This window comes from Paenibacillus sp. AGC31 (genome assembly GCF_057334655.1).
The window spans coordinates 141,626-167,895 of the sequence record NZ_JBHFJH010000030.1; the positions used below are offsets into that span (position 1 = coordinate 141,626).

At 42.9% G+C, this 26,270-nt stretch carries 25 protein-coding genes; 22 read left to right on the top strand and 3 right to left on the bottom strand.

Translation table 11 applies throughout. The features are described from left to right. Positions 1 to 70 precede the first annotated feature (70 nt). The 14 genes from ACE04G_RS17845 to ACE04G_RS17910 all read left to right on the top strand — a co-directional run bounded on the left by ACE04G_RS17845 (position 71) and on the right by ACE04G_RS17910 (position 13,091). Positions 71 to 2,458, top strand: coding sequence for a heavy metal translocating P-type ATPase (locus ACE04G_RS17845; RefSeq protein ID WP_486094569.1), 2,388 nt, complete (start codon positions 71 to 73; stop codon positions 2,456 to 2,458). Positions 2,459 to 2,486: 28 nt separating this feature from the next. Beyond that, entirely contained in the window at positions 2,487 to 3,368 is an 882-nt protein-coding gene (locus ACE04G_RS17850; RefSeq protein WP_260632761.1) for a hypothetical protein, read from the top strand. Positions 3,369 to 3,380: 12 nt separating this feature from the next. Further along, a complete protein-coding gene (locus tag ACE04G_RS17855) occupies positions 3,381 to 4,010 on the top strand; it encodes an NAD(P)/FAD-dependent oxidoreductase (protein WP_221821425.1) in 630 nt (209 codons plus the stop codon). A 5-nt stretch (positions 4,011 to 4,015) separates the two neighbouring features. Beyond that, the gene (locus ACE04G_RS17860) at positions 4,016 to 4,219 is read left to right on the top strand and encodes a heavy-metal-associated domain-containing protein (RefSeq protein ID WP_221821426.1); all 204 of its coding nucleotides are present in this window, start codon (positions 4,016 to 4,018) and stop codon (positions 4,217 to 4,219) included. A gap of 33 nt (positions 4,220 to 4,252) precedes the next feature. After that, on the top strand, positions 4,253 to 4,492 hold the full coding sequence (locus ACE04G_RS17865) for a glutaredoxin family protein (protein ID WP_074095290.1): 240 nt from the start codon (positions 4,253 to 4,255) through the stop codon (positions 4,490 to 4,492). 240 nt (positions 4,493 to 4,732) lie between these two features. Next, the gene (locus tag ACE04G_RS17870; RefSeq protein ID WP_047843212.1) at positions 4,733 to 5,062 is read left to right on the top strand and encodes a metal-sensitive transcriptional regulator; all 330 of its coding nucleotides are present in this window, start codon (positions 4,733 to 4,735) and stop codon (positions 5,060 to 5,062) included. Positions 5,063 to 5,321: 259 nt separating this feature from the next. Further along, positions 5,322 to 6,161: a BglG family transcription antiterminator LicT gene (licT, locus tag ACE04G_RS17875; RefSeq protein ID WP_076250546.1), complete on the top strand. Its 840-nt coding sequence runs from the start codon at positions 5,322 to 5,324 to the stop codon at positions 6,159 to 6,161. 146 nt (positions 6,162 to 6,307) lie between these two features. Continuing rightward, on the top strand, positions 6,308 to 8,173 hold the full coding sequence (locus tag ACE04G_RS17880) for a beta-glucoside-specific PTS transporter subunit IIABC (RefSeq protein ID WP_449004686.1): 1,866 nt from the start codon (positions 6,308 to 6,310) through the stop codon (positions 8,171 to 8,173). Between the two features lie 20 nt (positions 8,174 to 8,193). Next, positions 8,194 to 9,654, top strand: coding sequence for a glycoside hydrolase family 1 protein (locus tag ACE04G_RS17885; protein ID WP_221821428.1), 1,461 nt, complete (start codon positions 8,194 to 8,196; stop codon positions 9,652 to 9,654). 307 nt (positions 9,655 to 9,961) lie between these two features. Further along, entirely contained in the window at positions 9,962 to 11,179 is a 1,218-nt protein-coding gene (locus tag ACE04G_RS17890; RefSeq protein WP_449004738.1) for a DNA polymerase IV, read from the top strand. Beyond that, positions 11,176 to 11,523, top strand: coding sequence for a YolD-like family protein (locus ACE04G_RS17895; protein WP_100527527.1), 348 nt, complete (start codon positions 11,176 to 11,178; stop codon positions 11,521 to 11,523). The genes ACE04G_RS17890 and ACE04G_RS17895 overlap by 4 nt, the downstream gene beginning before the upstream one ends. A 1-nt stretch (position 11,524) precedes the next feature. After that, entirely contained in the window at positions 11,525 to 11,893 is a 369-nt protein-coding gene (locus ACE04G_RS17900) for a YhjD family protein (RefSeq protein ID WP_036613922.1), read from the top strand. 109 nt (positions 11,894 to 12,002) lie between these two features. Continuing rightward, the gene (locus tag ACE04G_RS17905) at positions 12,003 to 12,242 is read left to right on the top strand and encodes a hypothetical protein (RefSeq protein WP_260632763.1); all 240 of its coding nucleotides are present in this window, start codon (positions 12,003 to 12,005) and stop codon (positions 12,240 to 12,242) included. A 15-nt stretch (positions 12,243 to 12,257) separates the two neighbouring features. After that, complete coding sequence (locus ACE04G_RS17910) at positions 12,258 to 13,091, top strand: SPL family radical SAM protein (RefSeq protein WP_449004685.1); 834 nt, start codon at positions 12,258 to 12,260, stop codon at positions 13,089 to 13,091. Between the two features lie 196 nt (positions 13,092 to 13,287). Here the strand turns inward: ACE04G_RS17910 and ACE04G_RS17915 are convergent, their stop codons facing one another. Beyond that, the gene (locus ACE04G_RS17915) at positions 13,288 to 13,644 is read right to left on the bottom strand and encodes a winged helix-turn-helix transcriptional regulator (protein ID WP_221821430.1); all 357 of its coding nucleotides are present in this window, start codon (positions 13,642 to 13,644) and stop codon (positions 13,288 to 13,290) included. 372 nt (positions 13,645 to 14,016) lie between these two features. Here ACE04G_RS17915 and ACE04G_RS17920 point away from each other — a divergent pair, with 372 nt between their 5' ends. After that, positions 14,017 to 14,436, top strand: coding sequence for an ester cyclase (locus ACE04G_RS17920; RefSeq protein WP_221821431.1), 420 nt, complete (start codon positions 14,017 to 14,019; stop codon positions 14,434 to 14,436). 83 nt (positions 14,437 to 14,519) lie between these two features. On the opposite strand, the gene ACE04G_RS17925 is transcribed toward ACE04G_RS17920, so the two are convergent. After that, on the bottom strand, positions 14,520 to 15,830 hold the full coding sequence (locus ACE04G_RS17925; protein WP_221821767.1) for an amidohydrolase family protein: 1,311 nt from the start codon (positions 15,828 to 15,830) through the stop codon (positions 14,520 to 14,522). 166 nt (positions 15,831 to 15,996) lie between these two features. On the opposite strand from ACE04G_RS17925, the gene ACE04G_RS17930 reads away from it, so the two are divergent. From ACE04G_RS17930 to ACE04G_RS17940, 3 genes are all read left to right on the top strand, one after another. After that, positions 15,997 to 16,425: a MarR family winged helix-turn-helix transcriptional regulator gene (locus ACE04G_RS17930; RefSeq protein ID WP_036673638.1), complete on the top strand. Its 429-nt coding sequence runs from the start codon at positions 15,997 to 15,999 to the stop codon at positions 16,423 to 16,425. Between the two features lie 163 nt (positions 16,426 to 16,588). Then, positions 16,589 to 17,035: a GNAT family N-acetyltransferase gene (locus ACE04G_RS17935; RefSeq protein ID WP_221821432.1), complete on the top strand. Its 447-nt coding sequence runs from the start codon at positions 16,589 to 16,591 to the stop codon at positions 17,033 to 17,035. A gap of 406 nt (positions 17,036 to 17,441) precedes the next feature. Beyond that, positions 17,442 to 18,233 carry an SDR family oxidoreductase gene (locus tag ACE04G_RS17940; RefSeq protein ID WP_221821433.1) on the top strand — a complete coding sequence of 264 codons (792 nt, stop codon included), beginning with the start codon at positions 17,442 to 17,444 and terminating at the stop codon, positions 18,231 to 18,233. A gap of 160 nt (positions 18,234 to 18,393) precedes the next feature. Here ACE04G_RS17940 and ACE04G_RS17945 read toward each other — a convergent pair whose 3' ends face one another. Then, positions 18,394 to 18,651, bottom strand: a complete 258-nt coding sequence (locus tag ACE04G_RS17945) for a GlsB/YeaQ/YmgE family stress response membrane protein (RefSeq protein WP_074095306.1) — start codon at positions 18,649 to 18,651, stop codon at positions 18,394 to 18,396. 199 nt (positions 18,652 to 18,850) lie between these two features. Here ACE04G_RS17945 and ACE04G_RS17950 point away from each other — a divergent pair, with 199 nt between their 5' ends. The 4 genes from ACE04G_RS17950 (at position 18,851) to ACE04G_RS17965 (ending at position 26,162) form a co-directional block, all read left to right on the top strand. Continuing rightward, positions 18,851 to 20,503, top strand: a complete 1,653-nt coding sequence (locus ACE04G_RS17950; protein ID WP_449004737.1) for an extracellular solute-binding protein — start codon at positions 18,851 to 18,853, stop codon at positions 20,501 to 20,503. Between the two features lie 73 nt (positions 20,504 to 20,576). Continuing rightward, a complete protein-coding gene (locus ACE04G_RS17955) occupies positions 20,577 to 22,415 on the top strand; it encodes a sensor histidine kinase (protein WP_486094562.1) in 1,839 nt (612 codons plus the stop codon). Positions 22,416 to 22,418: 3 nt separating this feature from the next. Next, positions 22,419 to 23,960: a response regulator transcription factor gene (locus tag ACE04G_RS17960; protein ID WP_449004683.1), complete on the top strand. Its 1,542-nt coding sequence runs from the start codon at positions 22,419 to 22,421 to the stop codon at positions 23,958 to 23,960. Positions 23,961 to 24,113: 153 nt separating this feature from the next. Continuing rightward, positions 24,114 to 26,162, top strand: a complete 2,049-nt coding sequence (locus ACE04G_RS17965) for a glycoside hydrolase family 16 protein (RefSeq protein ID WP_449004682.1) — start codon at positions 24,114 to 24,116, stop codon at positions 26,160 to 26,162. Positions 26,163 to 26,270: the final 108 nt, after the last annotated feature.

A 26,270-nucleotide genomic window follows, 5' to 3' on the forward strand; every position in this document is an offset into this window, starting at 1 on the left:
ATGAGGGGAGTGAGTTATTGTGGCAACAGCAGCGGCTCAGACAAAACAGTCGAGTATACAAATTACAGGTATGACCTGTGCAGCTTGTGCAAACAAAATCGAAAAAGGCCTCGGTAAGATGGACGGGGTCACATCAGCAAATGTTAACTTTGCTTTGGAAAAGGCGAGTGTAACGTATGATCCCACGAAAGTGGAAATGAAAGAACTTGAGGAAAAAATCAAAAAACTTGGATATGGTTCCGTATCAGAGGTTGCGCAATTCAATCTTGAAGGCATGACCTGTGCAGCATGTGCGAACAAAATTGAAAAGGGCCTGAACAAATTGCCCGGCGTGACTAACGCTTCAGTAAACTTCGCCATGGAAACGGCTCGAGTTGAATTTTCTCCTGGTGAAGTTTCCATCGAAGACATGAAAGACAAGGTAAGAAAACTCGGTTATACAGCGATCAGCAAAGCAGACGGTTCCAGTGGTGGTGCAAGTGAGCATCGTGCTAAAGAACTGAGCAATCAAAAACGGAAATTACTGATTTCGGCAATTCTTTCCTTGCCGTTGTTGTGGACTATGGTAGGTCACTTCTCGTTCACTTCATGGATCTATGTACCGGAATTGTTTATGAATCCGTGGTTCCAACTAATTCTGGCTACACCAGTACAATTTTATATTGGTAGACAGTTCTATGTGGGTGCGTATAAGGCTCTCCGGAATGGGAGTGCGAATATGGATGTGTTGGTATCACTTGGCACCTCTGCAGCGTACTTCTACAGTTTATATTTGACCATTCAATGGTCAAGTATGGCTGACGGGATGCATCATGGTCCATCCCTGTATTATGAAACGAGTGCGGTCCTTATTACTTTGGTTCTTATGGGTAAATTGTTTGAATCACTTGCGAAAGGCCGAACATCAGAGGCAATTAAATCACTGATGAGTCTGCAGGCGAAGACGGCATTAGTGGTTCGGGATGGCAAAGAACTTACCATTCCAGTGGATGAAGTCATTGTAGGAGATGTTGTCCTTATTCGCCCAGGAGATAAAGTTCCTGTAGACGGAGAGGTGCTGGAAGGGATCTCATCTGTAGATGAATCCATGCTTACGGGCGAAAGCCTTCCAGTAGAGAAACAAGTCGGAGATGCTGTGATTGGAGCTACGATTAATAAAAACGGTATTCTTCGGATCAAAGCAACCAAAGTAGGTAAAGAAACCGCTCTTGCACAAATTATTAAGGTTGTTGAAGAAGCTCAGGGATCAAAGGCACCAATTCAGCGGGTAGCCGATGTGATCTCTGGCATATTCGTCCCGATCGTTGTAGGAATTGCAATAGTTGCTTTCGTGGTTTGGTACTTCTGGGTTACACCAGGCGATTTTGCAGGTTCGTTAGAAAAAGCAATTGCGATTCTTGTTATCGCATGTCCTTGTGCACTTGGACTTGCAACCCCAACATCCATTATGGCGGGGTCTGGTCGTTCGGCTGAACTAGGGGTGTTGTTCAAAGGCGGAGAGCATCTGGAGCAGACGCATAAAATTGATGCGATCCTTCTGGATAAAACCGGTACTGTTACAAAAGGTAAACCTGAATTGACTGACGTCGTCGCTCTTGGCAATGAAAATGAATTCCTGAAACTTGTTGGAGCTGCAGAGAAAAATTCTGAGCATCCACTTGCAGAAGCCATCGTTGTAGGCATCCAGGAACGAAATATCGAACTACCAGGAACACAATCCTTTGAAGCATTTCCGGGCTTCGGAATCCAGGCAACGGTTGAAGGTAAACAACTACTCGTGGGTACACGTCGACTGATGGAAAAGTATAATATCGATGCAAAAGCAGCTTATCATTCGATGTCACGTTTGGAAGAAGCGGGCAAAACCGCGATGCTGGTTGCCATTGATGGCCAATATGCAGGTATGGTCGCTGTAGCAGACACGATTAAAGAAACTTCGAAAGCTGCAGTGAGCCGTCTGAAAGAAATGGGCATTCAGGTCATTATGATTACAGGTGACAATGAACGGACGGCAAAAGCCATCGCTGCTCAAGTAGGTATTGACCACGTTCGTGCAGAGGTCTTGCCGGAAGGAAAAGCGGAAGAAGTGAAAAAACTGCAATCTCAAGGTAAAAAAGTGGCCATGGTTGGCGATGGTATTAACGATGCACCGGCTTTGGCAACTGCAGATATTGGTATGGCGATTGGTACGGGGACAGATGTAGCGATGGAAGCAGCTGATGTAACACTTATGCGCGGCGATCTATCCAGTATTCCTGATGCTATCTACATGAGTCGTAAGACTATGAACAACATTAAGCAAAACTTGTTCTGGGCACTTGGTTACAACACTTTAGGCATCCCTATTGCAGCTATCGGTCTGTTAGCACCATGGGTTGCAGGAGCAGCGATGGCCTTGAGTTCGGTATCCGTCGTTCTAAACGCCCTGCGATTGCAACGCGTAAAAGTACGTCACTAGTCAAAGTACTAGAATAGGAGCGAACATAATGATGATGAGGAGTAAAAAAATCATGCTAATGTTAACCGGTGTTTTAGCTTTCGGTGTGTTGTCTGCTTGCGGAACCCCTAAAGAAAGTGCACATACAGATGGACATGGTGGTATGAATCATACTGAGAAGAATTCTGAAACTGAAGGTGCGAGTCATGATCATGCAGGGCCTCATGCTGATTCAACAGCAAGTATCCTTAAAGCCTCGTTCTCCTTTGCATCAGATGTGAAGGCCAATGAAAATTCGCATCTGACAATTCAAATCACGGACGCCGATGGAAATCCGGTTAATGAATTTGAGATGGGCCACGAAAAACGAATGCACCTTATCGTGGTGAGTAAAGATCTTTCTTACTTTAATCACATTCATCCAGATTATAAAGGCGATGGAAAGTTTGCGATTGAAACTTCATTTCCAGTCGGTGGCGAATACAAAATCCTTGCCGACTTTGTTCCAAAAGGTGGAGCGAGTACTGCACTCAGTGAATGGGTGAACGTTGGGGGACAAGAAAAAGCCCAAAAGCCTGTTCATGCGGATTCCAACCTTGTAAAAGAAGTGGATGGTAAAAAAATCGAACTTTCATTGAGTACCAAAAAGGCCAACAACGACGTAAATCTGACCTTTAATATCATGGATGCGTCAACGAACGAAGGGATTAATAATCTTGAACAATACCTCGGTGCTGTAGGTCATGTTGTTATCCTTTCTGAGGATGCAGAGCAATATCTGCATGTTCATCCAACAGAGGAAAAGGCACCAGGTCCAAAAGCGGAATTTATGACCTCCTTCCCGCATAGCGGAATCTATAAAATCTGGGGCCAATTCCAACATGATGGGGAAGTTTTTACAGTACCTTTTGTAGTAGATGTAAGTGAGTAGAGAGGTATGAGCATGCGAGATCAAATTAAAATAGCGATTAGTCCAGCAATCCAACTTGGTGGAAGCTTATTCACTCCGGAGCAACTAGTTAAAATTGGCGAGATTATTAGTCCAGATTCAAAAGTGGAGATGACACCCTTTAAGCAACTCTACGCAGAAGTATCGATTGAACAACGAGAGCAGATCACAAATGAACTTGAGGATCACGGTCTTGAAATAAACCCTGCAGGATTTGTAACCAAAAGTCTGATCGCTTGCAACTTTTGTAGAGGTGCAGAAGAAGCAGGCATGGAAACAGCCAAAAATTTAAATCAGGCCATTTCCGGTATCGAGACGCCTACACCACTCAAGATTGGATATGCTGGATGCGCCTTAGGCACTAGTGAACCGTTGATTAAGGATATTGGGATCGTAAAGATGCGCGATAAGTTCGATGTTTATGTTGGTGGCGAGTCGAAGGGGCTTAAACCCTCCTTCGCCAAGCTGCTACATTCCGGATTAACGGAGGATCAGCTTATTCCTTTTGTTACCGCAATTGTTGATTATTATAAGATGCATGCAAAAGGCAAAGAAAAGTTCAGCAAATTCGTTAATCGAATGACACTGGAAAACTTGAAGTCTATGACGCTTGAAAGGGGGTGAAAACAGTGAAAGAAGCAACTGTAAAAATTCAAGGTATGTCTTGCCGTTCTTGTGTAACTAAAATTGAAGGTGCAATTAGCGCTATTGGAGCTGAAGGGCACGTTAATTTTGAACAAGGAACAGTAGAAGTTCGATTTGACGATTCTAAAGTTCAAATCGCTGAAATTGAAGAAGCGATCCGTAAAAAAGGATATAACGTCGGAGCGTAATATATATTGAAATACAAGGGAGAGTAATTGGGCATGACGGAATCCATTCAGATTTATTCAATCCCAACCTGCAGCGATTGCAATTATGCTAAACGTTACTTTAAAGAGCATGAGCTTCCCTATACGGATTACAATTGTGAAGAAGATGCCAAGTACGCTGAGGAAGTCTGGAAGTTGACTGGCAAACAGGTTGTTCCAACCATTGTCATTGGAGATAAGGTCTTTGTAGGCTTTGCCGAAAATCTCACTGAAATCAGTGAGTTAGTTAAGTAACTCTTACGACCCCGGTCAACTTTTGACCGGGGTTATTCTTAATAAAAATATACCTTTGACTGATATATCTTTGTAGGAGTGGAGGGTATAATATGCTTACAAGATGCAGTAGATGGTTGCCCAACCGATTCAATCTTGGTTGATGACAAGCCGTTCTCTTAGCACGTACCATGATACTTCTTGCTCCCTTTACATAGGGTAGGGGGGGATGGTAATGTGTTAATAAAGGAGTTGATCTACATGGATGATACGATACTTGAGGCCGCCTCATGTGACCATACATCTTCAAACGAGCGGAAAAGCCATCATTCGGAGAGTACAAAGCGAAAATTAATTAGCCGGTTGAATCGGATTGAAGGGCAAGTGCGTGGAGTAAAAGGAATGATTGAGAAGGATACGTATTGTGATGACGTGTTGCACCAAATTGCCTCCATTCAATCCGCATTGAATGGCGTAGGAAAGCAGCTTTTGGAACATCATATGAAAAGCTGTGTCATTGAACGCATTTCAGAAGGCGATCACAAAGTTTTGGATGAACTGATGATCACTGTAAATAAGTTAATTAAGTAAGCTAGGATAGGGGAGATATCCTCTTGTTTTATTCAGGCAAATGCCCCATCAGTACTTCAAATGACCATATTGACAAATCTAACGCCTTCCACTAAGATAATCGTACAAGTAAATAATGAATATAATCAGGATTGTTACTGATCAGCAGGCAAGACCGATTAATATGCAAACATGTAGAGTTTAATACCATGGGTGCACTATTAATGGTCTTTTTTATTTGCTAAATTCTGTTAACGTTTCATTTTAAAAGGAGATTCGTATGAAAATCACGCGAATTATTAATAATAATGTCGTCTGCGCTGTAAATGAAAGACGCCAGGAGATGATGCTTCTAGGAAGTGGCATTGGTTTTCAGAAGAAAAAAGGAGACGATGTGGACACAGAGAAGATTGAGAAAGAATTTTTCCTGAAGTCCAAAAATGTAACTGGCAAATTATATGCCCTGCTCGCGCAGATTCCGATGGAGTACATCCGTGTGTCCGATAGTATTATTCAATATGCCAAGCAGTCCTTGGATAAAGAGCTGAATGAAAATATATATTTGACGCTAACAGACCATATTAACTTCGCCGTATCACGCTATAAACAGGGAATGAACTTCAACAATGCGTTATTGTCTGAAATTAAAGCATTCTACGCCAATGAGTATCGAGTGGCTTTGAAGGCTTTGGATATGATTAATCAAGAATTCAACATTACGTTGCCTGAAGATGAGGCTGGATTTATTGCGCTTCATATTGTCAATGCAGAGCTCGGATCTGAAATGGAAGATACCATGAAGATGACACAATTGATTCAAAAGGTTTTAAATATTATTCGTTATCAGTTCAAAATTCACTTTAACGAAAGCTCCCTTCACTACTCTAGACTGATCACGCATCTAAAGTTTTTTGCCTATCGTCTGTTTAACAATACGGTGATGAAAAGTAATGATAACGATTTCCTCAATATTATTAAAGAAAAATATAAGCTAGAGTACCAATGTAGTCTAAGAATTGCGCAGTTGATTCGGGTAGACTATGGGAAAGAATTAACCGAAGACGAATTGGTGTATTTAACTGTTCATATCAAAAGGGTGACTGATGAAGAAAGGGATTGACCCATCATCGCTCCATAATGACTATACTAGGATTGTTACTGGTGATGCAGGCAAGACCTAGAGTTCCATCGTGTATAGAGCATATCTATATTCGATAGAACTCTAGGTCTTTTTTTGTAGAATAATACATTGAAGGGGGAACAAAAATGAAACATGAACAAACGGCTACCGACATTCTAAAACTTGTTGGTGGTGAAAAAAACATTGAAAGTGTTACACACTGTGCTACCAGGTTGCGCTTTAATTTGAAAGACGAGTCGATTGCAAACAACGAAGCACTGAAAAACGTACAAGGAGTTGTGGGCGTTGCCAGTAGTGGAGGTCAGTATCAGGTCATTATTGGTAATGAGGTCAACAACGTCTATAAAGCCCTTGCGCAACTAGGGAACTTTACAAGCAAGAATGATACTCCAACTGTGAAAAAAGGAAAAGTCTCCACTGTTCTGGACACGATTTCCGGAATCTTTACACCTATCCTACCGGCGATGATTGGTTGCGCCATGATTAAGGCAGTTCTTCTTATTTTGAAAACCTTTGATCTCGTTGACCTTGACGGTCAATTTAATACGATTATGACTTTCGTCGGGGATGCGGCTTATTACTTCTTGCCAATGCTGCTCGCCTGGAGTGCTGCTGTTAAACTTAAAGCTAATGTGGGTTTTGCGTTAACCATTGCGGGTATCTTGTTACATCCTAGCTTTTCGGCGTTGATGTCTGCGGGTGAGCCTGTTACGTTCTTCGGTCTGCCTGTTACACAAGCAACGTATTCTTCTTCCGTTATTCCAATTATTCTAGCTGTATGGATCCTGTCATATGTGGAACGATTTGCTGAAAAGTATTCTCCTTCCGTGATCAAATCCATTTTGAAACCTTTAGTTGTAATCCTTGTTATGGCGCCTCTAACATTAATTATTCTAGGACCATTGGGTGCAATTGCCGGTAACTATCTTGCTTCTGCTGTATCCTATGTCAATACACACGCAGGATGGTTAGTGTCTGGTATTATCGGCGGAGCATTCCCATTCCTGATTCTGACGGGGATGCACTATAGTTTGGGACCCGTTGTCCTCACTGCTTATGCGCAGACAAAAACTGATGGCATTGTTGGCCCAGGTATGCTCGTACACAATATTGCTCAAGGTGCAGCTGCGCTCGCGGTCGCATTAAGAACCAAAAATAAGGCGTTTAAACAAGTTGCATACTCTACTAGCGTAACTGCGCTGTTAGGAATTAGCGAACCTGCATTGTTTGGTGTAAATCTACGGTTGAAAAAACCGCTGATCGCTGTTGTCATTGGTGGTATTGTAGGCGGAATATACGTTGGCTTGTTCGGAGTAGCTCGATCTGCTCTAGGCATTGCCGGCTTGGCTACGTTGCCAGCATTTATCACAGATAATCCATGGAACCTAATCCATGCAGCAATTGGTCTGGTCATTGGCTTTGTTGTTACCTTCTTGATGACGCTTATTTTAGGATTTGAAGATGTGCCTGAGGATGGAGAGGATCAACAAACACCAGCCAATTCATCTTCAACAAACCGTGTGCCTGTTGTTAGTGTTTCTGAACATGTGCTCATAGCACCAATGACTGGTCGAGTTCTAGAGTTATCAACAATAAAGGACGAAGCTTTTGCAACTGGAGCTATGGGAAAAGGGATCGCCATTGAACCTACAGTTGGAAAGCTTGTTTCACCAGCCGATGGTGTCATATCCGCGGTATTCCCTACCTTCCACGCAATCGGTATTAGCTCGAATAATGGGGCTGAACTCCTCGTTCATATCGGCATGAACACGGTGAAGCTGAAAGGTGAACATTTCAAGGTGCATGTACAAGAAGGTGATGAAGTAAAAGCTGGGGATTTACTTATCGAATTCGATACAGATGCAATAGCCGCCAAAGGTTATGATCTGACTACACCTATTATTGTTACGAATTCAGATGACTTTACAGATGTAATTGGTATAGACAAACCATCGATTATGATCGGTGAAAAACTAATGAAGATCATATAAGAATACAAGGAGGAATTCCAATGAAGAACACAACCGTATTCCCGGACTCTTTTATGTGGGGCGGCGCAACAGCGGCGAATCAATACGAGGGTGCCTGGAACATTGATGGTAAAAAGGCAAGTACAGCAGATATGATGACGGGTGGAACGCATACTATTCCAAGACGGATCACTAAACACATTGAGGAGGGCGTAAACTATCCTTCCCATGAGGCAGTAGACTTTTACCATCATTACAAAGAAGATATCCGTCTGTTTGCAGAGATGGGCTTTCGATGCTTCAGAATGTCCATTGCTTGGTCCAGAATATTCCCCAACGGGGACGATATAACGCCAAATGAAGCAGGACTTCAATTTTACGACAAGGTGTTCAGTGAACTGAAAAAGTATAATATTGAACCCATCGTTACGATCTCACATTACGAAGCTCCGTTTGCGCTAACTGAGAAGTTCAATGCTTGGGCTTCCAGAGAGATGATCGACTGCTACGTACGGTATTGTGAGACCATTTTCACCCGTTACAAGGATGTCGTGAAGTACTGGATTACATTTAATGAGATCAATAGTTTAATTGTTCCAGCAGGTGCATATATAGCAGGGGCATTATTAGTTGATGATAGTGGTGTATTTAACAATACGGTTGTGGATAGTACGCAATTAAGATTCCAGGCTTTACATCATCAATTTATAGCAAGTGCAAAAGCTGTCAAGCTTGCTCATGAGATTAATCCGGCGTTCCAAATCGGTTGCATGATTAATTATAGTCATGGTTACGGAAGTACATGTAAACCGGAAGATATGTTGAAGGCTCTGAGAATGGATCAGATTAACAATATGCTGAGCAGTGACGTGCAAGTTAGAGGGGAATACCCTGACTTTGCCAAGAGATATTTTAATGAGAACAATATTCAGATTGAGATGGCAGAAGAAGACGTAGAAGTGCTAAAACAAGGCTGTGTTGATTTTTATAGCTTCAGCTACTACAAATCTCATGTAGTGGGTACCCGCCCAGAGGGTGATGAGACCCAGGGGAATGTCTTTGGTGGATTCAAAAATCCATATTTGAAGGCAAATGATTGGGGATGGCAAATCGATCCAGTTGGACTTCGTTACGTACTCAATCATGTGTACGATCGGTATAGAATCCCTGTAATGATCGTTGAAAATGGTCTGGGAGCGGTTGATGTCATCGAAGAGGATGGCTCTATCCATGATACGTACAGGATCAATTTCCTGCGAGATCATATCGAACAAATGAGAGAAGCTATCCTCGATGGCGTTAATCTTATCGGCTACACGGCTTGGGGTTGCATCGACATCGTTAGTGCCTCAACTGGCGAAATGGAGAAACGCTACGGATTCATTTATGTAGATAAGGATAACGAGGGCAGTGGTACCCTGAAAAGAAGTAAAAAGGACAGTTTCCACTGGTATAAAAAGGTGATTGAATCCAACGGGGAAAGATTGGATTTGGAAATATAATTTGCACTCGAACGAAAGATGATCCAATCTTTAAATTCTATCAAATAGACCAAGTACTTATCACTTTGTGAGACAAGTACTTGGTTTTTTGTGCATCAATAATAAAACTAAGAATTAATTATTTTGATGGCTACAGTGGCTGACAATATCCAGTCTACAGTTCATTATGGTGTCCAAGGGTTTTCAAAAGCTAAATATAAATATTTACCTCTTGCATAAAGAACATGTGTTCGGTCTATAATATATACAAACATACGTTCTTAAAAGTACAGGAGTGATTACAGTGTTGACTAAGCAACGAACCATTATGCTCATTGATATGCAGTCGTTTTATGCTTCAGTCGAAAAGGCAAAAATGCCTCAATACAAAAATAGACCATTAGCTGTTGCGGGAGACCCCGCAAGACGCTCTGGAATTATCCTTGCCGCTTGTCCACTAGCCAAGGCGAAGGGTGTGTCTACCGCGGAACCACTCTGGCAGTCTCTTCAGAAGTGCCCTGAACTGATCATTGTGAGACCACACATGCAAGAATATATCGAAGTATCCACTCAAATCATGTCCATTATTGAAGAGTTCACCGATCTGGTCGAACCGTACAGTATAGACGAATTATTCGCTGATTTTACAGGGTCTATGCATCTATTCGGTAATGATCCAGTTGATTTGGCCAAGCAAATTCAAGACAAAATCTATAATGAAACAGGCGTTTACGCGAGAGCTGGCATTGGTGAAAACAAAATCATCAGTAAATTATGCTGCGATATGATCGCTAAAAAAGCAGAGGGGGGCATTTTCCACTTAAAAAAAGAGGAGTTACACCTCCATATTGGAGATAGGCCCATCCGCGATATGTGGGGGATCGGCTCCAGAATGGAAAAACATCTGTGGAAGATGGGCATCCGAACCATTAGAGACCTGGCGAATACGCCTCTTTCCAAATTAAGAAGTAAGTGGGGTGTTAATGGAGAAGTCATTTGGCGAGTCGCAAATGGACTCGACAATTCGCCGGTAACCGTCAACACGCACAGTACACAAAAAGATATTGGAAACGGAATGACCCTACCTAGAGATTTCACAGAGGCTTGGGAGATCGAAGTGGTTATTCTCGATATCTGCACAGAAGTATGCAGAAGAGCCCGCAAAAAGGGACTGATAAGTAGTGTAGTATCTGTGAGTGTGTCTGGAGCGGATTTTGACCACCCCACTGGTTTTCACAGGCAGGTGAAACTGTCTGATCCTACAAACATAACCGTTGATGTATGCAAGATAGCCAAACGCATATTTCATCAACACTGGGATGGGCAACCTGTGCGCCGTGTAGGCGTATCCCTGTCTCAATTATCCAACGCGGATACATATCAACTATCTTTTTTTGATGATCAAGAGCAGAAACGGGCCATTGATCAGGTGATGGACGATATTAAGGATCGATTTGGCGACATTGCCATTCTACGAGCAAGCTCCATTACGGCTGCGGGTCAAGCGATCGATCGAGCATCTAAAATTGGGGGGCATTATAAATGAGCAAAAAACTGGAGGCCAATGGATTATGGGAATCGAGCCGCATGATGCTTCCTCAACATAAAGAACGAATTATACAGCATCGTACTCAAGTTCATTATCTAACGAAACCGCTGATCCATGAAGATGAGTGGGAGATTATTACACAAAATATAGATATGTCGCTCAATTATACATTGCAAGCCACCTTTGAAATATTTACTGAGTCAGGCAATCGGGATATACACGGGATCGTCACTTCAGTCAGTACCTTTGGAAAGAAAATCAAAATTGAAATGGAGAATGGATTTGAATGGGTCGATTTTGATCAATTGGTCGCTGTAAAACTTGAAGAAGGAGGCGTGTAAAGTGCGACAGACTTTCGAGGAACTTTCACTCGTGAAGAGGGTGGTAGAGCTCCCTTATCTTTTAGGTGCTCTGGAGGTAGATAAACATAAAATATACGCTTCAAACTTCAAAATGAAATCTGTGTATGTTGACTACTTGGACGGTACTCAAAAGAAAATTGCTTTAGAGATGTACAAATCAAAACAAAGGCTAAAGGAACATCATATTAAAATCATAGATGAAGTGAGATCTGAGCTGAGTTTAACGGTAGATTATTCGGTGAGAGGTTACATTCATAAAATGACATTATTATGGAGCAAAGTGAAAGTGGATGTAACCTTAATGCTTACCGAACATATGAACGTTGATATTACTGAATTGCCCACATGAACATAGAAAATAAGAATCTAACTCATGGATGCGGCAACCAATACGAGCAGATCTTTCGGCAAACTGGGAATCACGAAAAAGATAAATAAAAAGGCAGAGTAAACTATGTTTGGATGTCAAAGATAAAAAAACTCATTATTATATATCTGCCCCTTTATTCGGTAAGGACATTCAAAAGAAAAGCCGCGAAGGAGGAGGAATAGCAGAAGGTTTAAGACAATCGAGAAATCAGCAGGATGCCCAATTTTCGGGTTCGCTAGCGGGACGTAATTATCAAGTCATCATTTCAAGTAGCATGAGAAATTTTAAGATAAAACGCAAGAGGAGAAGTGGGCGTAAAAGTAATTGAGGGGATGGTAGCGTCATGCCAATTGAAATCAAAGACATTGTGTCTAAGAAAATATTAAGTGAAGTAAAAGGTTATCTAGATATTGGTTTTACTCATTCACTAAATCCCTATACGGGTTGTGCATTTGCTTGCGAATACTGTTATGTCAGAGAAATGCCTATTCAAAAGTTTAAGGATATTCCTTGGGGATCGTGGGTGGATGTCAAGAAAAATGCAGCAGAAAACTATCTAAAGGAAGTCTCTCTTCTAAGACGTAAAAATAAACCCATAAGTATATTCATGTCATCAGCCACAGATCCTTATCAACCTGTAGAGCAGAGGGCAAACATTACAAGAAGCCTATTGGAAGAAATGGATAAAAACCCACCAGATTCACTTCAAATTCAAACTAGAAGCCCGCTGGTTGCCAGAGACCTTGATATACTTCTGAAATTAAAAGGAAAATGTCGAATTATGGTTTCAATGACAATCGAGACAGATCGCGAAGACGTGAAACGAATTTTTTCGCCCTATGCTCCTGGAATAGATTTACGAGTTAAAGCCTTGAAAAAGATAAATGATGCAGGGATACATACACAAATATCTATCTCCCCTGTGCTACCTTTTTCACCTAATTTCGCTAACATGTTACAAGGCATAACTGATCGAATTTGGATTGATACGCTATTGATTGGTGATGGTCAAATGGGGATGAGATCTAAGCGGTTAGGGATGCCACAATTATTTGAGGCGAACGGCTGGGACAGATGGTACGAGAAAAACATTCATCTGAAAGTCGAAAAATATTTTAAGGCAAGGTTTCCATCTGAAATTATTCATGTATCCAAAAACAATGCATATCCATTTTGATTTTAAATAGCCAATTATTTAATGAGGATCTTGTCCGTTTTTTCTTCATGCAATAGAAATATTGCAGAAACTGGTGTTCGAAGATCAACTCTCTCATACGAATTAATGGAGGACGCATGAGTCCTCCATTGACTTAACTTGAAGATGTAGAGGAATTTATTCTATTTTGAAATGACCGTGGAGTAACAATTTGACATCATTCACTCTGATCAATATCGTTTGGAAGTTCATCATTGAGTTTCTGGTACCCGAGTCCCCATGTTTCCATAGAGAATATAATTGGCTTCAGTGAATTTCCTAAATCACTTAAGCTGTATTCGACTCTCGGAGGGACTTCTGCAAAAACAGTACGAATGACAATTCCATCCTCTTCCATTGAACGTAAATTTTCAGTGAGAACCTTTTGGCTGATCTCCGGGATACTTTTACGAAGTTCTCCGAATCGATGAGTTCCCTTCAAAAGATCCCTCATAACCAATAACTTCCACTTGTTACCTATCAATCCAACTGTCGTTGCGACGGGACACAACGGTAACTCTTTTTTTGAAATCACTGTATTATCGCCTCCAATAGTTACTATTAGGTTCCTATATAACAAAAAGGCGCCTACTTTCAAAACAATACATTGCTTATATTATAATTCTGTCTATGAAAAATCAAATGAAAATGAATGAAAGGAGGAGGGAGTTCGCAAAATAGTTTATGGATACAACTGAGTGACTATTTTTTGAATCATATGTTAACGTTCTTGAATTCTTGGAGACAGCATTTAGAGATCAGTTTATTGGCTCTGCAACCTAAAGATAAAATAATAGTTACAACAAGGTTCCTATGCAACATTAAGGTGCCTACTTACCAAGTATCTAAAGTAGAGATAAAATTTAAGTGAAGGCATATGCTCACGAAAATAGAAAGGGGTTTAAATATGACGATTACAGAAAACAAACAATTGATGCATCGATTCACGAACTTCATTAATACGGCAAGCAAAGAGCTTGCTGAAGAATTGATTGCTCCAGATGCTGTTTTTTATGTACCTATGCAAAAAGAACCAATGAATGGTCCCAGTGGTTATCTCTCCATAATTCATATGATGAGATCTGGTTTTTCCGATATACAGTGGACTGTTAAGGAGCTAGTAGCAGAAGAGGATCTAATAGCAGCTCATTTTGTCATGAAGGGCACACAAGACGGAGAGTTTCTCGGGTTTCCACCAACGAGCAAAAAAATCGAAGTAAATGCAATGAATTTTTATCGGATCTCCAATGGCCAAATTATTGAAGAGTATGGTCAACCCGATATGCTTGGCTTGCTTCAACAAATAGGGGCAATTCCAAAAGCATAATTAGATTAAAGTAGAAGAGGGACTGCATTTTTGCACTCCCTCTTCTTAGTGATTTTACAATTAGGAAATATAAACTACTAGTTTTAGCCTAGTTTTTGCGAACCATTGAACCACACGGATTTGATTGACAAGGTATCTGAAATATTAGTGATCGGATCACCGTTTATGAGAATAAGATCAGCACGTGCACCTTCGGTAATCCGGCCACGATCATGTAGACCAAAGCAACGGGCCGGTTTGGAAGTAGCCGACTGAAGAGCTTCGATCGGAGTGAACCCAGCCTTCACCAGCAACTGCATTTCGTGGTGAACACTAGCCCCATGAGCAAGGCCACCAAGGTTCGGAACAGGAACCGGTGCGACATCCGTCCCTACAAGAATATCAACTCCGGCACGGTGAAGATCCATCACATTTTTAAAGCTGTTCTCCATATTGCCTTGTGGGAACGTATTGAAGCTTGAGTTCAAGATATCGATCCAATCCGGACTTAATTTGGAATGAACTCGTGGATCATTAGCCAATTCTGATGCCGGATTACCTATAATTGATGAATTCAACACCAAGCACGGTGTAACAAAAGCTCCAGAATCAGCTATGGATTTAACCAATTCGGACGTGTACTCGGGTCTGTCGATAAACAAGTGGCCCAAACCGTCGACTCCAAAATCGATGGCAGCTTTCGATGAAAGAGCCGTCAAAACGTGGGCAATGACCAACTTATCGAACTTGTGGGCTTCAGTAACGGCTGTTTTTAGAATCTCATCACTTAGAACAGGCAGGCCAGGTGCACCCATAACCGTTCCCTCTTCAATCATGATCTTAATATAGTCAGATCCATTCTCCACCTGGGTATGCACATGTTTGATCGCTTCATCAACCGTCGTCACTTGAGGTATTTCGTCGTGATCGTGAGCGTAGGCGGCTAACATTGCTTCCCGGTCTTCCTCCGATAACTTCTCTAGTTCCTTTAATACGAATTCAGGTATTTCATCTCCATCAGGCAGTAATTCATCTGGGTGCCCACCAGGAGCGGTAATCGCTGTCCCAGCAGATCGGACGTCTGCTATGTCATCCACATTTTTTAGCTGAATTTCGCGCCCTCTTTTCGTAAAATCGCCGTTCATTTCGAGTTCTGTTGTAACACCGAATTTTAAGGCATCTCGTAATCCACCAATGGAGGTATGGACATGTGCATCAATCAGACCAGGCATTAATGTCGCATTTTCTCCATCGATAATTGTTGCATCGCTTGGGATGTCTCCGCCCACTGAAATAATGGATACCCCTTTAATGACAATATGTCTGGGAACAATAATTTGATATCCATCAAAGATTCGTACATTTGTAATCGCCGTAATTCCTTCTGACCCAGCATTCTGATTTAATTTCTCCATCATAACTCCTCCTAATGTGTTTGTGTTTCAACACTTCGGAGTATAACTGTTAGATACCTAACAGTCAATAGTCTAACTTTTGTTTGACAAGCCTACTGGGATCACTGTATATTTTAGCTACTTACAATTAGATTCCTAACAATTACAGAGGGGACGATGGACGGTCATGCATTCCCGAGAAGATACACCTTATATGGATTTGTTTCAAATTATCGGTCTTAAGTTAAAGAAAAGAGCGGATGAGAGTATAAAAGAGCTAGGATTAAGTTCTCAACAAGGAAAAGTAATCGATTATATTTATGAGAATCAAGATAATCATATTATTCAAAAGGATCTTGCAGATCGGTTTCACCTGCGTGGGGCAAGCGTTACAAGCATGCTTCAAGGTCTAGAGCAAAAAGGTTTCATCGAACGTAAAATCCCGGCTAATAATGAACGGCAAAAAAATATTTATGTATTACCAAAAGCGGTTGACTTGATTGAAGACTTCAATAACTCATTTCAAAAAGTGGAGGATGAAATCGTTCAAGCCCTTAATGACGAGGAGAAGCAAATCTTAAAGAAATTACTGATCAGAATTAATGAACGCATATAATAGACTGGCAGGCAGAGGTAACTGGTGGCCATAGAACACTGATGACATTGATTTCTCATCAGGAATTATTACTTACAATGGAACGGAAATCTTGGATCAAGAAGATATTTTTCAAGTCATTACTGCATCGTTTGAAAATCTTTCTATTTAAGGCGGTATATTAATGAACAAATTTGAAATTAAAGTATCTAACTATAATCCCAAGTATGCTGAACATACAGTGAAAATGTGGAGAGATAGTAAGGAACGGGCAATTGGTCAGGCTGAAACCCATAGCTTCGAAAACCATCTATATTTTTTAAATCATATACTATCTAAACAGTATCAAATAGATTTAGCGTTAATTGATGAAAAAGTAGTTGGAATGATTGCCTATAGTGAAACTGAGATAAGCCAACTTTATATTCATATTGATTATCAAGGGAATGGAATAGGGCGAACCTTGCTTAATAAAGCAAAAGCACAAGCAAATGGAAAATTAACTTTATATACATTTGAAGTGAATAAAAATGCCCAAAGATTTTATGAGAATAATGGATTTGAAATTACTGGTAGAGGACAAGAAAATGAAGAGAATTTACCTGATATACGATATGAATTGAAGTTGTAAAAATCGAATATAAAGTTACATTCAAAAAAGTGAACAGTCTGCAGGTTAGCAGGATGCTTGACCACCCAACCATTTTCACTGGAAATGTAATCCCATGTATTTGTCTTGACAGTAATTGAGTCTGACTCGTAATATTTAAAGTGGAGATGTAGGAAAGGGGACTCGCCGGACAATGTGGACTTCCTTGTAATGGTTATCTAAACTGGATCGCTCGACTTGGTGTTTTGGTTATAACCACACGCCTGGTTTGTGATGCCGATCCGCAATCATTCAAGGGACGCGAGGAACCGTTTGAATCAAACCCGGGCGCGGATACTTGATGTATCCGCTTTTTGTTATACCTAGGATAATTCCATCTCCAATGAAAAATGGTTTTCTCCCTCCCTTATTAAACGGAGGTAATAAAATGACCAAACTATACGGAAAAACCGCTATTGTGACAGGCACAAGCCGCCCCGGAGGTATTGGAACCGCTGTCTGCCGCACGTTGGCACAAGAAGGCGCTAATGTGTTCTATACCCATCTGTACGATTACGATAAAACAGAGAATCCGGGGGATGCCGACAAAAACTGGCCGGATCTCTTTGCCGAAGAACTTCGCTCCTATGGCGTTAAGGCAGCGCATATGGAGGTCGATCTTACCGATCCCAATTCTCCAGCGCAACTGCTTGATGCATGCCGATCGGCTCTCGGGCTGCCGACCATTCTCGTCAACAACGCTACCTACAGTGTAGCAGCTGATTTCCGTCAATTAAATGCATCATTGATCGATGCGCACTGCGCCATGAACATTCGAGGTACGTTCATGCTATCGGCCGAATTTGCGCGTATGCTGGAGGTTGAACTGGCCGGCCGTCAGGTCCTTTGCGGCGGCCGGATCATCAACCTCACGTCTGGTCAAGGTAAGGGGCCGATGCCTGGCAATCTCGCTTATGCCGCAACAAAAGGCGCTGTCTCCACCTTTACCGAATGTCTATCTGCTGAACTGGCTCCGTTTCACATTACTGTGAATGCGGTTGATCCCGGGCCTACCGATACGGGTTGGATGTCGGAAGAAGTGAAAAAAGCTTTGCTACCGGGATTTCCAATGGGCCGTATCGGTCTTCCTGAAGATGTGTCCCGTCTGATTGCTTTTCTGGCAAGCGACGATTCTCAATGGATCACCGGACAAATCATTCATTCTAGAGGTGGATTCTAATTTCCATAAAACCAAAGGAGGCCGCCGATCAACAGGATCGGCGGCTTTATTCGACTACCGGGTGGAAACTACACTTTATGAAGAAGATGATGCAACGGTGGCGAAAGAAGCTTTACTTCAATACCCAATCAATTGGTTAAAAACTTGTCGTCTCCGCCTTTTAACGTCTTCGGAACGCTCCACCGCGCGCCAGAGCATAGAAAATCAAGAGAGCAATGATCGACCCGACGATCGCGGGTATGATATGAAATCCACCCACCACCGGCCCCCTCGGTCCCAACAGTTCATACCCTAACCACGATCCAACAAAGCCAGCAATGATATTGCCGAGTACGCCTCCCGGCACGTCCCGTCCAATCAGATTTCCGCTTAACCAGCCAATTAGCCCACCGACAATAAGTATCCAGATTAAATACACGAATTGGTCTCCCTTCCATTGATTTATTACAAGTTATGTTTCGTTAGGGGGAATGTTGCGGATCATCTGCGAATCGACCATTAAACCATTTCCATTTTAATCCAAGGGTAGTAAAATCGGTTGTACCACCACTAGTATGAATGCTGATGCAGATGGGGATTGGAGATCGCCAGTATAGGAAGGAGGCACTTAGGTGTTCATGTTTCGAAGTCCTTTTATTATAGCCTTATTGATGATGTGTCTGATGTCAGGCTTGACTGCTTGTTCTGAGTCAGAGCAATCGGAAGATAGGCGTGCTTCGACAAAGGTTGACTTCACGGAGCAGATACAGAGCCTTAATCTGAATCTGGAAGAACCGTCATGGAAGCTGGATACCACCCCCGTGAATCTAACGTGGTTCGTTGGAGCTGAATGGTACGGGCAAACTTGGGGTGAGAGCCTGACTTCCAAATATGTCACCCAAAAAACAGGGGTCAATATCGAATTTGAAGTATCAACTGGTGAACCAAGCGAGATGTTATCACGGATGTTGACGACCGGTAGTCTGCCGGATCTGATAACCATCGGCTCCTGGGAGAGTGCGGTTAACAAACTTCGGGAGAGTAATCTCATCTATGCCCTGGATGAGCTAGCCAACAAGTATGATCCTTACTTTTACAAGGTAGCAGGTGATGATGCTCTGCAATGGTATCGGCAGGAAGACGGCCATACCTATGTCATCCCCAATGATGCGTACAGTCCCGAACAGATGCGTTCAACCAGCTTGACGGGAGCGAACCAAACCTTTCTCGTACGTAAAGATCTGTATGAGTCGATGGGCAAACCGGACCTTACCACACCGAAAGGTTTTCTAAATGCATTGCAATTGCTGAAGAATCAATATTCTGTTTATAAAGGTCAGCTGATCAGTCCGTTTTGGGCACAGGGGAATGCATCCTATGGGTTGACCGAATACTTGCAAAATCTGCTTGCGATCCCCCATGAACAGAACGGTAAAGTATACGACCGAATGACAGATCCCGATTATATGGAGTGGCTGAAAACATTTCGTACCGCTTACGAGCAGGGCCTGATTAATGTTGATTTTCTGGTCGACTCCAGTGCGCAGGTGCAGGAAAAAACCAACCATGCCCAATATTTTATGATGATTCGGGAATGGACAGACATATCGGACCTCAATTCGAAATTGGAAGTCCTTACGAATCAGAGTTCATACTATATTGCTGTAGATGGACCCCGGAGTAGCAGGGGGGAATCCGCCAAACTGTTTCCCGGCAGCATGGATGGCTGGATGGTTACGATGATTAGCAAATCCACGGAAAACCCTGAACGGGCCATTCGATTTTTGACCTATCTGGCCAGTGAAGAAGGCCAAAGGGATTTATTTTTAGGCAAAGAAGGTGAAACCTGGGAGATTAAGAACGGCAAACCGCAGTTGACGGCGGCAATGGTTCAGTTGCATGACACGGATAGGCAGCGGCTGGAAAAGGAATATGGCATTATGGATACCTACTGGATGCTGCGAAACCCTGCTTTCGTTAACAAGTGGAGACCAGAGAATGCCCCATCCATTAAGCAAATGGAGGAGTTCGCCAACCAACAGGCCGATCTGGACAGCGGCATCTATAAGGGACTAGATCCTATAGGGGATTCCGATATAGCGTTAGCCTGGTCACGTATTTCTCAGAATTGGGAAGAAGTGCTGCCAGAACTGATTACAGCGAAGGATGAAGCTGCCTTTGACAAGATTTTTGAGAATTTTCTGATACGTCGTGTGAACTACGGCTTTAACCAGGTGATGGAATATCGCCAATCTGAACTGGAACTGCGGAAAGCCAAGATAGCCAGATAACCATTCCTACTACATTGTTAACGATCACCTAACTAGTAATATATGGTATAAAGAAGGTGGTGAATACATCAGAATGAAATACCTACTAACGAGATTGAGGAAGATTTATCGCAATGCCCGTATATCCCAAAAGCTGTTTCTGGCATTTAGCCTGATGATTGCCATACCTGTTATTTTGATATCCTTCGTGTATATCCGCATGCAAGAAACCCAGCTATATAAGGACGCTATGGCAACGGGCAACAGCCACGTTTCATGGCTGAATGAACAATTGCGCAGAAGAATGGATATGATTGAGAACGCTTCCAATACAGCCCTTACTCAAAAGTCATTTGTGGATTTTATTCATTCCAATATGCTTGTGGATGGACTGCGTCTGGTGAAGTTTAAGCAGAACCAGTTTGAGCAAATGCTTAATATCATTCAAAGCAATGCGATGATCAGTGAGCTTAGCTTTTACGTTGATAACCCAAACTTGTATGAAATCTGGCCTGAAATCTATCATTATAAGAAATTTTGGCCGCAGGATTACTGGGTAAAGCTTCGGGACGAAGGTGGTGCGGCTTACCGTTTATTTTCTTTTAGGGATGGTGAAGACACTTTATCCTACTATCGTCTGGTTCGCCTTCAAGGGCAGGAGCAAAAACGCCCTAGTATTATGGAAGTGCGAGTCCCGCACAGCATGTTTTTCAGCGACCTGCTCCAAGAGAGCAAGGGGGACTTCTTTTCGGTGTTGATGAACGCAAGTGATCCTCCCCAGTATGTTTACAATCCCCAGCATGAGTTTTCTGAGAAGTACGGGCAGGGGATGGAGGAGATCCTTGGCAGTATTCATCGCCAGCTGGATATATTGCCGCAGGAAAACCCGCTCCAGGTTAAGGTGGGAGATCAGAGCTTCTATGCATTGTATCGATACATCGCTCCGTTGAACACTTATGTGGTTGATATTGCTTCCCATCAGGCTTTGATGAAGGGGCCTCGCAGTTGGTATGTATTTGTGGTAACGATTACATTATGTGTATTGCTGCTGATTATGCTACTCGTATCCCAAACGACGCGGCGTATTTTCCGACGGTTGGACAGCGTACTGGAATCCATGCGTCAGGTACGGAAAGGCGAGCTGGATTCAATGATTGATACAGGCCTTGATGAGAACGAAAGAGGGGATGAAATCGATGAGGTGGCAGTGAATTACAATAAAATGTTACATGAGGTCAAACGTCTAATGACACAAGTCGTGGATAAACAGTTAATTGCCAAAAACGCACAGTTGCACTCCTTGCATTCGCAGATTAATTCTCATTTTTTATATAACGCCCTGGAATCGATCCGTATGGTGGCAGAGGTACAGAGACAGCCTGCTATAGCCAATTCATTGGTGTCATTGGGCTCCCAGCTTCGTTACAGCATGCAGTGGCGTAGCGATACCGTTGCTTTTCGTGAGGAGCTTGCCAATATCCAAAGTTATATTGAATTTATCAACTTTATGGAAGGCGGCAGTATCGTTATGACGGCGGATCTTCCTCAGGAGATACTTCGCTACGCCATTCCCAAGATGTGTATGCAGCCCATCGTTGAAAATGTAGTTCATCACGGGGCACCTTCAGGCGGCAGGGTAACTATAGAGATTACCTTTTCTGTGGAGAATGACAGTCTGCTTTTCATTAACATAATAGATGACGGAAAGGGGCTAGAGCCTGAAATGTTACACCGTCTTCAGGCAGTACTGCGGAGCGAATCGGATACACCGATGGTTACTAGCAGGAGCGGACTTGGTTTGGAAAACGTGAATAAGCGATTGCAGCTTCATTATGGCAAGAATTGCGGTCTTTGGATTGATAGTGTGCAAGGTGCATATACCTGCGTAACGATACGTTTGCCTTGGGAAAATGTAAATCTTGGAGGGTGGTAGAGCATGCTTAATATCCTGATTGTGGACGATCAAAAACACATTCGTGACGGCCTGCAGGCCATGCTGCATCAATTTCCTCTGGAGCTGAACAACATATACTGTGCCGCCAGCGGGATTGAGGCGCTGTCCCTATTGCGGCAACATTGCATTCACATCGTTATTACCGATATTATGATGCCGGATATGGATGGGTTGGCACTCATGACTCAAACCAAAGAGGAATACATGGATGTGGAATACCTCATTATCAGCGGTTACAGTGATTTTACATATGCCCAAAAAGCGATCGGGCTTGGGGCAAAGGGCTACTTGCTCAAACCTTTGAAGCGAGAGGATCTGCAACATTCCCTGGAGCATGTATGGCAAGAGATCCGGACACGGCAGGCACTTACGCATAATATGCAGCGTCTATCCCGTCTCGCCCAAGAAACCGATCGTAAAGAATTAAGAATGTTTATGCAAGGTGCGTTATGTGATGACGCATGGATTCTTCAGATTGAGGAACAACATTATGCGTTATGGCGTAATTATCGCCTAGCCCTGCTGCGGGAAGAAGTTTGCATGAACCAGCCCGGAGCCAGTAGCGCCCATAGCATGGAAGCCATCGCGTATAGTGTGTTTGGCAGACAAGGTTATATTTGCCTGCAACATCGCCCATACCTGATCCTTGCGGTGGATGCGTCCATAGATCCAAGTGTTTTGCCTGCAGCGCTCAAGGAAGCAAAGATCGATGCCATAACGGCCACGACTAACCCGATTCAGGGGTTAAAAGAACTACCTGACAGCTATACCCAAGTGCTTGAGCTCTATCGCCACAGTTACCTGTTTCCTGATCAGCACAGTATCTTCCCAGCACATATTGAGCATATGGAACAGCAGTGGCAACTTCCCTATGAAGACTTATATGAACTGTTCCAGTCGATTGGAACGGATAACAGCGGAACAATTACTCAGGGTATTTCTGCAATATTTCACAAAAAGGTGCTGCAACGTTATCCTATTCGCTATACCCAACAGCTCTGCGCCGCCACCGTTCAGATGATGGAGGAATACGAACGAGTTATCCACCCTTATATGGGGGAAGAAGTGCTGGACCTTGAATCATTGCATAATCTCTTTGATTATCAAGGGATGCGTGATTATATACAAGCACTGCAACAGCAGCTGCTTCGGCTGAATCAGTTATATTATGACTATAAGTGCAGCTTTCGCCATTCGCAGGATCTAAATGAAGCCATTCGTTTTATACATGAGAGTTACCACAAACCGCTGGACCTCGCGATGGTATCCAATCATGTATCGCTTAATTATGCTTATTTTTCAAATCTGTTTAAGAAGAATATTGGTAAAGGTTTTGCTGAATACCTACGAGATGTGCGTCTGGATAAAGCGCGGCGGCTTCTCGCCGAAACCGATTATAAAATTGTTGAGGTGGCTGCTATGGTTGGATATGAAAGCTACAAAAGCTTTACACGCGCGTTCCGACTTGTGATGCAGATCCAACCCACAGAGTACCGACAGATGATGCGGCAGAAGGCAGATTGAATCAAAAGCCAAAAAAATGGGATACCACAAAAACAATTGTACCTTTTCAACAAATTAACCTATTGGATAGAATAAAGATATTCCCATATGTAAGCGATTTCCTTAATGCGCATGGATTGGGAGAAGCTATTATTCTATTAAAGGAGGGCAATTATGAAACCATCTCACTTTACGGCGAAACGGTTTATGAAAAAGGTACTCGGTATGTTCCTTGTGGTTGTGATGCTGGCTAGTATTGGCATACTGCCAGCTTCAAAGGTTCAGGCAGCGGGAACTACCGTAACCTCAATGGAGTACTTCTCACCAGCAGACGGGCCTGTTATTTCAAAATCAGGGGTTGGCAAGGCCAGCTACGGATTTGTTATGCCTAAATTCAATGGAGGCTCCGCGACATGGAATGATGTTCACAGTGATGTGGGCGTTAATGTAAAAGTGGGCAACAACTGGGTAGATATCGACCAGGCAGGCGGTTATATCTATAACCAAAACTGGGGGCACTGGAGCGATGGCGGCTTCAATGGCTATTGGTTCACCCTCTCCGCAACAACCGAGATTCAACTGTACTCCAAAGCGAATGGTGTTAAGCTGGAGTATCAACTTGTATTCCAAAACATCAACAAAACAACCATTACAGCGATGAATCCGACACAAGGTCCACAAATCACAGCAAGTTTCACAGGCGGTGCAGGCTTTACATATCCAACGTTCAACAATAATCCTGCGGTCACTTATGAAGCTGTTGCGGATGATTTGAAGGTGTATGTCAAACCTGTAAACAGCAGCACCTGGATTGATATTGACAATAACGCAGCCAGCGGCTGGATCTACGATCACAATTTTGGCCAATTCACGGATGGCGGCGGTGGGTACTGGTTTAACGTAACGGAGTCGATCAATGTCAAATTAGAATCAAAGACTTCTTCGGCTAATCTTGTTTATACCATTACGTTTAATGAACCTACAAGAAATTCTTATGTCATTACGCCATACGAAGGAACAACCTTCACAGCAGATGCGAGTGGTTCCATTGGGGTTCCGCTTCCCAAAATTGATGGGGGTGCGCCAATCGCCAAGGAACTGGGTAATTTTGTATACCAAATTAACATGAATGGGCAATGGGTTGATATGAGTAACTCCAGCCAGAGCAAATTTGCATACTCCGCTAATGGGTATAACAATATGTCCGATGCCAACCAGTGGGGTTACTGGGCCGATCATATCTATGGTCTTTGGTTCCAGCCAATCCAAGAAAATATGCAGATCCGTATCGGATATCCGCTGAACGGACAGGCGGGTGGAAATATTGGCAACAACTTCGTGAACTATACTTTCATCGGCAATCCAAATGCTCCGCGTCCGGATGTATCCGATCAAGAGGATATCTCAATTGGAACGCCAACCGATCCGGCAATCGCGGGCATGAACCTCATTTGGCAGGATGAATTCAACGGAACTACGCTGGATACAAGTAAATGGAACTATGAAACAGGATACTATCTCAATAACGATCCCGGTACTTGGGGATGGGGAAATGCAGAACTGCAGCACTACACAAACAGCACCCAAAATGTATATGTACAGGACGGGAAGCTGAATATCAAAGCCATGAACGACAGCAAATCTTTCCCACAAGACCCGAATCGGTATGCACAGTATTCTTCGGGAAAGATTAACACCAAGGATAAACTGTCCTTGAAGTACGGCAGAGTAGATTTTCGTGCCAAGCTTCCTACAGGTGATGGTGTATGGCCAGCACTGTGGATGCTTCCAAAAGATTCGGTATATGGCACTTGGGCTGCATCAGGTGAAATTGATGTTATGGAAGCGAGAGGCCGTCTGCCTGGATCAGTAAGCGGTACCATACACTTTGGTGGACAATGGCCCGGGAACCAGTATTCGGGCGGCGATTATCACTTCCCGGCGGGGCAAACTTTTGCCAATGATTATCATGTATACTCGGTAGTCTGGGAAGAGGACAATATTAAATGGTATGTAGACGGCAAGTTTTTCTATAAAGTCACTAATGAGCAGTGGTATTCCGCAGCTGCACCGAATAATCCGAATGCACCTTTTGATGAGCCGTTCTACCTCATTATGAACTTGGCAATCGGCGGAAACTTTGACGGCGGCCGTACCCCGAACGCCTCCGATATCCCGGCGACGATGCAAGTGGATTATGTACGCGTGTATAAAGAACCGTAATTTGCGATTTCGGATATAGCGAATGAAGATCAGATGGAACAGATACTGGCCAAACCGAAGAACCTGAAATCTCATACTCAAAAATAGGATTACGACCGATTCCCAATA